Origin of the sequence: Alkalihalobacterium elongatum (genome assembly GCF_019024285.1) — a bacterium.
Taxonomy (GTDB): Bacteria; Bacillota; Bacilli; order Bacillales; family Bacillaceae_F; genus Alkalihalobacterium; species Alkalihalobacterium elongatum.
Genome location: NZ_WMKZ01000019.1, coordinates 15,082 through 28,328 on the forward strand (window position 1 = coordinate 15,082; position 13,247 = coordinate 28,328).

Annotated in this window: 7 protein-coding genes; 2 read left to right on the forward strand and 5 right to left on the reverse strand. The window is 37.1% G+C overall.

Annotation, left to right across the window (positions count from 1 at the left end; genetic code table 11):
* Nucleotides 1-21: 21 nt before the first annotated feature.
* The 5 genes from GKP30_RS16225 to GKP30_RS16245 form a co-directional block, all read right to left on the reverse strand.
* On the reverse strand, nucleotides 22-7,296 hold the full coding sequence (locus GKP30_RS16225) for a pullulanase (RefSeq protein ID WP_216830513.1): 7,275 nt from the start codon (nucleotides 7,294-7,296) through the stop codon (nucleotides 22-24).
* Between the two features lie 478 nt (nucleotides 7,297-7,774).
* On the reverse strand, nucleotides 7,775-9,520 hold the full coding sequence (locus GKP30_RS16230; protein ID WP_328703174.1) for an ABC transporter ATP-binding protein: 1,746 nt from the start codon (nucleotides 9,518-9,520) through the stop codon (nucleotides 7,775-7,777).
* Nucleotides 9,521-9,742: 222 nt separating this feature from the next.
* On the reverse strand, nucleotides 9,743-10,273 hold the full coding sequence (gene ntdP, locus GKP30_RS16235) for a nucleoside tri-diphosphate phosphatase (protein ID WP_216830515.1): 531 nt from the start codon (nucleotides 10,271-10,273) through the stop codon (nucleotides 9,743-9,745).
* Nucleotides 10,274-10,291: 18 nt separating this feature from the next.
* Nucleotides 10,292-10,747 (reverse strand): DUF3939 domain-containing protein, encoded by a 456-nt coding sequence (locus GKP30_RS16240; protein ID WP_216830516.1) that lies wholly within the window; start codon nucleotides 10,745-10,747, stop codon nucleotides 10,292-10,294.
* A gap of 511 nt (nucleotides 10,748-11,258) precedes the next feature.
* Nucleotides 11,259-11,453 carry a gamma-type small acid-soluble spore protein gene (locus tag GKP30_RS16245; protein ID WP_216830517.1) on the reverse strand — a complete coding sequence of 65 codons (195 nt, stop codon included), beginning with the start codon at nucleotides 11,451-11,453 and terminating at the stop codon, nucleotides 11,259-11,261.
* Between the two features lie 167 nt (nucleotides 11,454-11,620).
* Between GKP30_RS16245 and GKP30_RS16250 the strand changes: the two genes are divergently transcribed.
* Together GKP30_RS16250 and GKP30_RS16255 are read left to right on the forward strand one after the other, a co-directional pair.
* Complete coding sequence (locus tag GKP30_RS16250; protein WP_216830518.1) at nucleotides 11,621-11,842, forward strand: cytosolic protein; 222 nt, start codon at nucleotides 11,621-11,623, stop codon at nucleotides 11,840-11,842.
* Between the two features lie 235 nt (nucleotides 11,843-12,077).
* On the forward strand, nucleotides 12,078-13,229 hold the full coding sequence (locus GKP30_RS16255) for an LL-diaminopimelate aminotransferase (protein ID WP_216830519.1): 1,152 nt from the start codon (nucleotides 12,078-12,080) through the stop codon (nucleotides 13,227-13,229).
* The last annotated feature ends 18 nt before the right edge of the window (nucleotides 13,230-13,247 follow it).

Here is a 13,247-nt window from a genome sequence, read left to right on the forward strand (position 1 = left end):
CCTGCTACCTTCTTTTTGTAATTAATTTACGCTCTTTAATACTCGTCTTCTTTGGATAACCATGGCGATAATACCTGCTACTAATAGAGCAAGTCCAGCAAACAACCAATTATAGATCGTTGTTGCTGTGTTTGGTAGCTTTTGCCCTTCTTGTGCCTTTGGTGTTACTTCTTGTACGTTCTCATTTAATTCTTCTTCAGTAAGTTCAAATACTGAATAGATACTAAAATGATAAACAGTAGCCGTTACAACACCATTACGGTATGTTCCACCAATTAGCTCCCACTTATTTTCCTCTGCGTTCCAGTAGAAGACTTTTACATTGTTTGGATTCTTCACTTCCTTTTTATCGACATCAAAAGAAAGTTCAATACCTTCAGCAAACTCTTTTATTTTCTTGCCACCTTGTTCAAGGTTGAAATAATAAACAGAGCTTAATGCTTTCTCAATATCCGCTAACTTTTTCATAGTGAAGATCACTTCTTCATCACTTTCAAAAGTACTTGCAGGGATATTTACTACAAGATCACCTTTACTAATAATAATCGAGCCACCTACTGCTCTTAAGTGCTTGATTTGCTCTGGATCTAATGAGAGTTCAACATCCTCGAGCGAATTATTCAAGTCAATCTTTAGCGTACCATTTTTTCTTACTTCTTTTACTTTTGATGTAGGAACAGTTACTTTTTTGCCATTTACGACCAGCTTAGCTACAACTTCATTAGGTTTTGAAGTGTTAGTTTTATTGTTTTTTTGCTTTTCTGTTCCTTTCTCTTTTGACTTCTCGTTATCTTTTGTTTTGCCGTCTTTAGCAGACTCTTTATCTTTATATTTGTTATTATCTTTGTCTTTTGGCTTTTCATTCTTATCTTTGTCTTTTGGCTTTTCATCTTTATCTTTTCCTGTATCACCTGGTGCTGGTTTTGGATCACCTTCACTTGGGTCCTTAGGATCTACAACTTCTCCTTCGCCCATTTTCACTACTACAGCTGTTAATGGATCCAACCTAATGTGATCAGAAGAAAGCTCAAAACCTGTAGGGTTTACAACTTCTGTTGTCCCTGCTTCATTTCCGTCGACAATGACTTTACCTTCTGTAAGATCAATATCCGATAATGTTAGAGTACGCTCTTTATTATCAGCATTAACGAAGACATAATATTCTTCAGAGCCATCAGAAGATACTGTTTTATAGCCAATTGTTAAGTCCCACTCTTGGATTTCTGGAGCATTAATTAGTGAAACATTTGCATGTACCTGCTCCATCGTTCCTAATCTAAACGCATCACTTGAACGACGTAATTCGATTAAACCAGTAGTATATTCACGAGTTAGATTATGAATTGGGAACGTTTCTGCATTTGTTGCCATCTCCCAATCAACCTTGTTAATCATATCTGAAGAGTCATACGAATCATGGATGAAATACGGATAAACAAATGGCTTACCATTTTCATCTGTCATATAAGTTGATTTGTATGGCGCTTCTGACGTTTCGTCTCTAAATTGCTTCGTACGCCCAAACTCTTGCCCAGCATGGATAAATGCTGTCCCCTGTGCTGTTAATACCATTAAGTTCCCTAAACGAATTCTCTTATGAATTTCTTCTTGATGGAACTCTGGATCTTTCTTAATGGATTGCGCGATCACATCATGTAGTGTTAAGTTATCATGTGCTTCGATGTAAGGAACTACATCTCCAGGGTGTGTAGCGACAAAGTTATGAGGGTTAGCCGCAACATTATCAAAGATTTGCTGAATGTTTCTTGGGCCTCCTGTTAGGAAACGAGGCTGACCTTCGCTACCAAAACCAGATTTTAATTCGTTTCGGAAGTCATCAGAGAATACTCCAACACTTTCTGTATGCTGCACCCAGTCTTGGTCTGCCGCCATTACAGGGTCTCCTTCGTCACCAACGAACGTTCTCCAACCTTCACCAATCATAATGATGTTCGGGTTGATTTCTTTTGCTCGATCATAAGCGATCTGGATACTTTCTGCATCGTGATCCCCCATCATATCAAAGCGGAAACCATCTACTTTGAACTCATCAACCCAATACAAAATCGAGTCAACTAAAATTCTTCGTGCCATTTCATGTGTTGTACCTAAACGTCCACCACCGAAGCTCGTTCTTGGTGTACCGTCTGCATCCATAAAGTGATAATAGTTAGGAACTAGATCCTCAAAGATTTCAACACGTGCTGTATGGTTATAAACAACATCAAGCACGACTCCCATACCACGGCTATGGATTTCATCGATTAACATTTTGAACTCTGCAATTCGTAGCTCTGGATCATCAGGGTCTTTAGAATACATACCTGTCAGTGAGAAATAACTATGTGGGTCATACCCCCAGTTATAGTTGTTTCCTGAAGATGAGTACTCCATTTCTCGAATTGTTCGTGCCCACTCATCACCCCAGAAATAGCTCATTACTGGCAGAAGTTGAATGTGGGTTACACCTAAAGCTTCAATATAGTCAAGCTTGTCAATTAACGCTGTAAACGTACCAAACGGTGCATTTAATTGTCCTTCAATACTTGGGTCCGATGTAAAATCTCTTACGTGAACTTCGTAAATAATAGCATCTTCACGTTTTTCAAAACCTTCGATTGTTGCAAAATCTAATTCTGGACCAATTGTAGATGGATCTACAATTGCTGCTTTCCCAATAGGATATTTGCCACCACGCTCTTCATTAGCCCAAGTAGCCATTGATTTAGCATAAGGGTCAAGCGCTAAATTCGTTTCATCTCCATGCGTAATCGCAAAGTGATAATAGTAGCCTCTTAAACTATCTAATCCAGTATTGTCTTTGTTCAGTGTAACTTGCCATACACCACGATCTCCTAAAGTCATCGGAATGTCTTCCTTGATAACTTTAAATTGATCATTACTATCATAAAGAACGATAGAAACATTATCTGCTTTCGGTGACCAAAGCTTTAACGTTGCAGTTCCATCTTCATGTAACGTCGCTCCTAATTCACCTTCATAACTAAACATCTCATCGATCATTCTCCATCCACCCGTTACAGTGATTGTTTGCTCACCGTATGTGATCGTGAATGGTGTTGCTTCTAAATCATAAGCTCCATATACTTCAACGAATTTATCATCTTTAATTGATACACGATCAATAATGACTTCGTTCCCATTACGGTCAACAATTTCTAGTTCAGATTTCAATTCTTCTTCTACTAAATCTTCTGTTTTTGTAAAACGAAGTTGTATTTTCGAGTCAGAAAGAACTTCACCAGAAAGAAGCACTGTAGGCACTGAACCAAATGGATTTGTATAAACCTGATCATCGCCATCTTTAATAAAAATTTGATTATAATCTAATAACGAAAATTTATAATCGGTCGTTTGTGCATCGGTCTTTTTATTAACAAATAGGAAGCCGATCTCTTTAGCATTATCTGTTAATTGAACATCATAATAGGCACCATACTTACCTTCACCAGCAGCATCTTGTGCTCCATTTGGCCATCCATCTGAAGGAGAAATGACATCTCCCCATAACCAAGTTGACCATCCTTCATATGTTTTATCTGTTCTTTCATAATGAATTCGGATCGTATCTTTTGGAAGATTTACAGGTTCTATAAGGAATACTTCATCAGATCCTTGCTTAATCCAAACTTCATTTATTTCAGGAGAGAACAGTTCTACTAGCTTGTCATCTCCGTCCTTATCTCCATTCGTCGTATTTAATACGAGGAGACCTACTTTTTTTGCATCTTTTTTAAGTTGAATATCAACATATGCTCCGTAATCTGTACGTTGTCCTTCAATAAAAGGTGTTCCACCAGAAGGCCAATTTTCAGATGGTGAAACTACATCATGCCATAACCATAACCCTAGATTTTTATAGTTATTATCATCTCTTTGGTAATGGATACGTAAAGTGTCTTTTTCAACAGACGGAACCGTAATCTCACTTTCTCCATCCTTCTCACTAGAAGCGAGAATAAACGTCCCTCCGTCTTCTCTTCCTGGAAGCGTTAATGTTACTGTTTTATCATTTGCAACCGTAGTTGTTGTGTTATTGTAAACATCTTCTATGGTTTTTCCTGCTTTAAATGGAACAGGAATCGTTATTTCTGCAGCTTCTTTTTTTGTATTAATACCTACTAGTACTGATTGATCTTCATAACTTCTTTTAAAGATCATATAACCAGAAGCATTATTACCCTTAACTAGTTCATGACTACCTTTTGAGAAGATTTGAGAATAGTCTCCACGAATATTTAATAGTTTTTGATAATGTTCATGAACATCGTTTCCTTCGACTTCATCCCAAGGGAAGTCGTAACGATTATCATAGCGCGGCCAATTATCTTTACCAGATAACCCAAGCTCTTCACCATAATAAATAACTGGTTGACCTTTAGATGTAATCTGAAGTGCTGCAGCTACTTTCAGCTTACTCGTATCCTGGTCATTGATCAGATGAAGGAATCCATCCTCATCGTGACTTCCTAAAAATTGCCCTAACGTCGCACTGTTGTTTATGCTGTCATTTCTATCTTTAATTCTTCTATTGACCGATTCGACTTGCCCGTTGACTAAGTCACGTGCAATATATTTAAAATCAAAGTCTAATAGAGAGTCCATCATTCCTGAATTTAAATATTGTTCTGTATATTGGTTATTAGCCCCTGCACCCCACGCTTCACCAATCATCTTAAAATCAGGTTTTGCTAGAGTTAATTCGTTCTTAAAATGCATCCATGTTGTATCTTCAACGTGCTTGACGGTATCAACACGGAAATAATCAATCGTGTTTCCTTTAGCGGTAGTCGCTTTTTGTAACCAACCTACTTGCCAATCGACAATTTGCTCACGAACTTCTGGGTCTTCTGTAATAAAATCAGGAAGTCCTGCGAGTTCACCTGTTAAAGCATCACCGCCGCCACCATCTTGACGAAGCATGTCTGCAAACTTTTGACGGTCTTCATTTGAAGGAAAACCATTTGGCGGGTTCTTTACATTGTCATTTTCAAGTTTTAATCCATAACCTGTATGGTTTAGTACAACGTCAACCATGATCTTAATTCCACGATCACTAGCAGCGTCGATTAATTCATGAAAGTCTTCTAATGTGCCTAGATGTGGATTTAATTTTTCAAAATCCAATGCCCAGTATCCATGGTATCCGTAATATGGGATAGCTGCATTTGAGTCGTTGTACACTACATTATGGTAAACGTTTTCAACAATCGGTGTAATCCAAATCGTATTGATCCCTAATTCATCAAGGTAATCAAGGTTTTGAGTAATTCCTTTAAAGTCCCCACCTTGGTAGGATCCGCGGTTGTTTGGATCATAGCCATAATGATTATTGTTTGATTTATCACCATCAGCAAAGCGGTCTGTTAACATAAAGTAAATACGAGCTTCATCCCAATCAAAGTCACCTTCGTTTGCGAACTCACAAGGCTCGATATGAACTTCTGCTTCTCCACTATGGGTATTACCGTACACATCGACTACCGTAATCGGTAACGTCTTCGTACCAGCTGAGACATTGTCTCTTACAGCAATCGTAATCGCTTTCAATTCTGGATCAATTTTTGTACGTTCTTTTCCACCTAAAGCAGAAAGGTCTACGTACATTTCTCTTATCGCTTCAAGGTTTGCCTCGTTACCCTCTTGATCTTTAACCTCTAAAGCTAGCACTGCATTTTGATTATAGTTAATAGAGCTTGGTGTTACGTCTGTCGTTACTTCTATACTGATCGACGAAAGATTAATGATTGATTTTCCATCAGCATTAGTATTTAAAGGATCCGTAATTTCTTTAGTAACACCATTTTTTGTTACTAGATAAGTATATTCATACGTTCCTTCTTCGAGGTTTTCATAAGTAAAAATAAAGCGTTCGTTCTTTTCTTCGAAAGTCATATCGTGAACTTTTCCATCAAGCTTCACTTGTACAGCATCAATCGTATTCATTGCATCCTGTATATAAAGGTCAGCATCACGATAAAAGAAAGTTACATTTCCTTGTTCAATAGAAGGTGCTTGTGCGAACGGAACAGTAAAGAATTCATGCTTACCTTCTTGTACGTAAACTTTCGTCAGCTTTTCAGTTGGATTAATTTGGATTGAACGGTCTTCATCTACATCTACGACACGCCAATCAGTGCCTTTACGTAGTTTAAAGCCCATGCTTTTTGTTGATTTTCCAACCTCAATATTAGCTGTAGCAACATCGCTTACATCATCAAAGTCGATTTGGCCATTTTTTGCACCTGTATTCCAAACCCATATATTCCAATTGTCATAATCTTTATTTTCTCTTTCATAAACAAAACGGACAGTCGGAGGGAAATATGGATCAGCAGTAAAGTTTGGTTTCTCGTAATAGACTTGCCCTTCTCCTTGAACTAGCCATACTTCAACCTGGCTTTCCCCTTGAGGCATCTTGACTTTTCTTTCATCTTCTTGGCTTTCCCAGTTGCCAAGTCTAGTAATGACAGAAATCTCATCTTGCACAAACTTATATGAACCTTTAGCAAACTCTCCATCTAAAGCTTGGAAATCATACGCAGCACCGTTTAATCCAGCACCGAAAATCCACATATTCCAATCCATAGGCTTGCCATCATGACGATAGTAGTTGATGATAAACTCATTTAATCCACTAACGATCGAGATTTCTCTTTCCGAAACATACCCATCATGTTCCGCCTGAATTCTAAACGTTTTTCCAGCTTCTGCATCGCTTGCAACTGTTAAAACATTATCTACTAATTCAACACCTTCAACAGATGTTACTACTGACCAGTTTGGAGATACTTCAGAAGTTACCCCAGCCTCGTCAATAAAGCTTCCTTTGAGACTTGTTTCACTGCCTTGTTCTAAGGAACTAGGAATTTGGTCAACCACTACCCCTGGTACATATAGGATGGAATTGCCACCTTGATTATGGGGATTCAATGGGTCTATAAAGTCACCCTCATTCCAATTTTGCGCGAATGTATATTTATATTCGTATTTATTAGGGCTTAAGTTCAACGTTGTTGAAAAAACACCATTTTGTTTTTTCATAGGAATTGCGTTTGCAATATCCCACTCGTTAATACTTCCAACCACATATAGGTTGTCCCCATCATGTTCAGCATTAAACGTAACGTTACCTGCTTTATCGACTACTGGACTCTTTAATGAGTCTTTTATTTCTGTAGTAGCAAATGCCGGAAACGCACCAGAAAAAACACTGAAAAACATAAGAAATATTAAAAAGATAGCAATACTTCTTTGATTTTTTCTTTTTAGCATTATTCTTTCCCCTTCCGCAATTTTTGTAAAAACGTTTGCATAAATTAGGAATAAAAAAAGTTAAGGAACAAAGTAAATTCCTAAACATTTTTGCAAACGCTTTCCCTAAGTAAAAAGTTACTATGAAAATAGTTTTTTAGCAATATAAAAAAGTAATAATGTTGTATTGTTTTAGAAAATAATGTGAAATTTTCTTGATTTTTTAGGTTTTTCTTTGCCTCTAGTTGACACAATTACGTTTAAAGGTATGACTTAACACTATTACCAAATAGTTGGGTTGGTTTTTTAATTTATATTGATGTCCAATAAAGTTTAGGTTTTTTTATCTATCCTTCACCAATAAAAAATAACTTTAGTTGCACAAGATTGCGCAACTGTTTGCACGTAGCAATCACACAATATTTTTCTCACAAATCGTAGAGAAACTATTCTATAAAGAATAAAGGAGCTGTTAATATCAGCTCCTTTAACACTTTTTCTAATTCAATTGTTGGACTTCAAAAAGCCGCTTGTAACTACCGTTTTTACTCATCAACTCATCATGAGAACCAATTTCAGATATTTTTCCTTCCTCTATAACAACGATGCGATCTGCGTGTGTAATCGTAGACAGTCGATGAGCAACAATAAATGTCGTCCGATTTTTGGCCAAGACTTCTAATGCCTCTTGAATATAATGTTCACTTTCTAAATCAAGTGCCGACGTAGCTTCATCAAAGATAAGGATCGGTGGGTTTTTCAAAAACACTCTAGCAATGGCAACACGTTGTTTTTGACCGCCAGAAAGTTTTACACCCCTTTCACCTACTTCGGTGTCGTACCCATTCGGCAAATTCAAAATGAAATCATGAGCATTGGCAGCGATTGCTGCAGCTATTACTTCATCATCTGATGCATTCGGATTTCCCATCAAGATATTCATTTTAATTGTGTTGCTAAAAAGAATATTGTCCTGCAACACCATACCAATTTTATCTCTAATACTTTGAACTTCATAATTCCGAATATCGTGTCCATCAATTTCTATACTTCCTTCAGTGACATCGTAAAAACGAGGGATCAAGCTAATGATAGTACTTTTACCACCACCGCTCATTCCCACGAATGCGATCGTCTCTCCAGCCTTTACGTCGAGGTTAAAGTTTGATATTACCTTCGAGCTATCCTCTTCATAGCGGAAAGTTACATTCTTAAACGATATATCGCCTTTGACATATTTTAATGGTTTCGCATTTTCCAGGTCGACAATATCATACTTCTCATCTAAAAATTCAAATACCCGATCCATTGAGGCAATCGACTGCGTTAATGTAGTTGACGAGTTAACCAGCCTTCTTAGCGGATTGTATAGTCGCTCCATATACATTACAAAAGCAACCATAGCCCCAATTTCTAAGCGGCCCGTTATGACGAAATAACCTGAAACAAGAATGACTAAAAGTGGAGCAACATCTGTTATCGTATTGACAACTGCAAATGTTTTCGCGTTCCAACGGGTATGATCAAGTGCTCTTTCTAGAAAATGACCATTTCGTTTTGCAAACTGTTCTTTCTCATAGTTTTCTAAAGCAAAGCTCTTGATGACATTCATGCCTTGAATTCTCTCATGAAGATGACCTTGAACTTCGGCTAACGCTTGAGAGCGCTCTCGTGTTAAGTGCCTTAAACGAGAGTAGAAAAATTTAATTGAGAAACCATAAAACGGGAACATACATATAGCAACTAACGTTAACCACGGGCTCATTGTAAACATGATCGCCAGCGCTATTAATATAGTAAATAAATCAAGCCAAATATTCATTAATCCCGTTATTACAAAGTTTTTCGTTTGCTCCACATCATGGATCACTCGTGAAATAATTTCTCCTACTTTGCGATTAGAATAATACTTCAGACTCAGTTTTTGAATATGAGAGAAGAGTTTCTTGCGAATATCATACAAAACCTTGCTTCCAATCCACTGGGCATAGTATTGACGGAAATATTCGATAGGCGGTCGTACTACTACAAAAATGAAAAACATAATCCCCATGAGCCAAAGTAGTTTGGTTATTTTCTCTTCCTGTAATAAGGTTTCTGCTAATACTATGTCATCAATCACATATTTTACAATTAATGGTGTCAATAGCGGTATTCCGAATTTAAAAATACCAATACAGACAGCTACTAAAACGATCTTCCAATATGGTTTTACAAATTTTAAATATCTTCTTATAGAGGTCAGACCCGATCCCCCCATCAATCATTATGTATTACGTGTAACATAAAAGCGCAAGATACCTGCGCAATCATCATCACTAGTATTTACTCTTATTTGTGTGTTATAAAAAAAAGCAGACTCAAATGTTAAGTATCTGTGCACCTTATAAAAGATCTATAGGGCCTACATCTTATTGATGACCCTATTATCACAATATGAGGAGTACAGATACTTATGAGTCAGCCTCTACAGTCGGTATTGTAAAAAGCGCTCGTACCACATTTCTACAAACTGTGGTGCGAATGGTCCCTTTCTTTGATGAATCCAAGAAATAAGCTCTTCTACATTCCGTTCTAAAATATGGTCTAGTTGGTCAGGATATTTCATCTGCTTTCGATGAACTTCATATTCATCTTCGTCTAAAAGCTTATAGGTCATATCAGGAAAAACTTTAATATCTAAATCATAGTCAATATACTTTAACGCCTCTTCATCCCAAGTAAAAGGGGAACCTAAATTGCAGTAATAGTAAATTCCGTCGGACCTGATCATACCAATTGTATTAAACCAATGATTAGCATCAAAATAACATATAGCTGGTTCACGTGTCCGCCATTGGCGACCATCTGCTTCCTTGACTAAGATACGGTCATTACCACCAATTACTACTTTTGACGTCCCCTTAAGTACAACTGTTTCTTCCCATACGCGATGAATGAAGCCATTATGCTTATAACTATGGATTTGAATAACGCTTCCAGTCTTGGGGAAATCCATAAATAACTCCTTTCTCGCTTACTGATTTGGACGCCGGTGTGTAACTAAACGGTCATTAGGATCGATATATAAAGGATAATCTGGCTGATCGTGGTGGATATATTCCTTAATTAGAAAGTAACTAATTCGAAATGCTGGATCACCAGGTATTACTGGGATCTCGTTCTTTTCGCTTATATATTGATCGACAGCAATTTGCACTTTATCAATTGTTTTTGCCTTTTCAGCGTCTTCAAATACTTCAAACGTCTCTTTTGACATATAAAATTTTTGTCTCGGTATACCTTTTAAAATGCTTTTTAGTAACTTAAAGTTAATGGAGTGATCATCGTTTACTAACGAGCGCAATGAAATCCCCATCGGCATATCATTTGCACATTGCATGATAGCCTGTCTAACTTCATCAATTGACACATCAATCTCTTGGTACTGTCTTTCTTCTTCCTCCTTTTTACGTTTCTTCCTCCAGAACATGATGTTTCTCCTTCCCCTAACGAAACTGCCAATCTGAACACTTATTACGCTTCAAAAAAGTTTTATCTATATTATTATACATTTTTCAAATTTATTTTAAAATGAATAACCTAATTATTTATTTACGGATTAACTTTTAATCGATGCATTATACCAAAATATCTTGCACTAGCTCATTATTAAAAGCTTTACTTAGGCCAGAGGAGCCAAGCTATGCTTGGTTAACTAGGCAGCAATCTATAAGGAAGGTCCTATGTTGTTGATAAAAATAAATGTATGTATTGTTGGGGACTATTTTTGCTTTATCTCTTGATTTTGCCCATCCTTCACTTTCTCACCTATTTCTTACTTTTCCTGGTAATATTGATGCACTTCCTTCTCTTTCTTGCCTGTTTTTCCTTTCCTTGGTAGAACTAGCATGCTTTGCTCACTTTTTTCCGCCTCTTCCCTGCCAACACAAAAAAAGGCACTTTCTGAACGTCTCTCAGAAAGTGCCTGGCGTCAATAAAGATTATTGACCTTGTTGGTTTGAAGAAGCTTGTTGCTTACGTGCTGCTGATTGCTGGTTTTGCTGACGTACTTCTTGTGCATCAGTTTCACTAGCAAATTCAGTGTTGTAGCTTTGCCCTTGAGCTGAAGCAGCGTTTTGCTGTCTCACCTGTTGAGCGTTAGTTTTAGAAGCTTGGTTTTGTTGGTTGTTATTCATGAGTCTCACCTCCACAGAAGTTAATTTGTCCTGAACTTTATCATTTTATCCAAAAAATTTTTTACAAAAATATGAAATTAGACCATCAACTATTGTTCACGTTGGAAGGCATAGGACAAGTTCATCACACAAACAATATAAGTAAACAAGTTAAGGAGGCACTCTGAATGTACGTAGGACGTGATATGACAGAACTCTCAATGATGTCTAAGAAAGATTGGTCCGATAAGGAATTAGCTTATTTTCATAAAAACTTACAGCAAATGACCCCTTACTTAAATTCTGAAGGTGTTACGATCCATCGAGAAATTATTAGAGAAATTGAAGACAGAGGCGGATTTAAACAAGAAGCCGACTATGAACATGGCAGCCAAATTCATTACGATTAACTAACTTCTATATAGAGAACACATTAGATTTTTTCCTTGTGTTCTCTTACTTACCTTCCCAACTATAAAACTCCCCAAAAATTTGTTGCATTTCTTTTGTCCTTAAAATTTCGATCAACCGACCTTCAACAAAAATTCAAATTAAATTACACTTTAAAAATAAGGTTATTAAATAGGCAATTACCTTATTTTCCGTTAGAATATTCAGTAAAAGGATTTATTGGGAGGTTGAAAAATGATTAACCCTTCACGCAGATTAGATCACCTAACCACTAGTGTATTTTCAGAGATGGCCGAACGAAAAAGAGAAAAGATCAATCAAGGTAATGACATGATTGATTTAAGTATAGGAAGTCCAGATCAGCCACCACCCCTAATCGTACGAAAACATTTTTCAAACGAAGTGCTTCAAGACCATTCTTACCAGTATGCTATTAATAGCACTCAAGCTTTTAACGAGGCAGTCGTTTACTTTTATCGAGAAAGATATGATGTTGAAATTGAGCCTAGAGATGTCCTCCAACTAATGGGTTCACAAGATGGATTAGCTCACATTGCCTTAGCCTACTTAGATGAAGGTGACGTTATCATCGTCCCTGACCCTGGATATCCAATATATTCAGCATGTGCACATATTGCTGGTGCGGAGTTATATTATGTTTCTTTAACTGAAGAAAACCAATTTATGCCCGACCTAGAGGCGATCCCAGCAGAGATTCGAGACCGTGCAAAGTTAATGATTACGAACTATCCAGGCAACCCCACGGCTGCCCTTGCTACTAAAAGCTACTTGGAGAAATTAGTTCAATTCGGAATTAATCATAATATCTTGATCTTACATGATTTCGCATATTCCGAACTTATTTTTGACAATAAGAAACCATTAAGCATCTTTTCTGTCCCCAATGCTAGAAAGACAGCAATCGAGTTTAATTCATTATCCAAAAGTTTTAATATGGCAGGTGCCAGAATAGGATACGTTATAGGTGAACCAAACTTTCTTAAGCCACTTGCGGTATTAAAATCCCACTTAGATTACGGAGTATTTTTACCCGTTCAACATGCAGCTGTAGAAGCCTTAACAGGTGATTTCACCTTCTTAGAAGAACATTGTCAAACCTATCAGCAACGCCGTAATGTATTTATAAATGAGCTTAAAGAAATTGGTTGGTCTGTTCGACAACCTGATGGGGGGATGTTTGTTTGGGCAAAAGTACCTTCACACCATACTTCTATGTCATTTTCACTTGCTGCACTTGAAGCTGGTGTCGTCGTTACACCTGGAAATGCCTTTGGTAATGCTGGGGAAGGCTATGTAAGGATCGCTCTAGTTCAAGATGAAGAAAAATTAAGAGAGGCAGCCCAACGTTTAAGAGAAATATTATAATTACAAAATTCACAAACA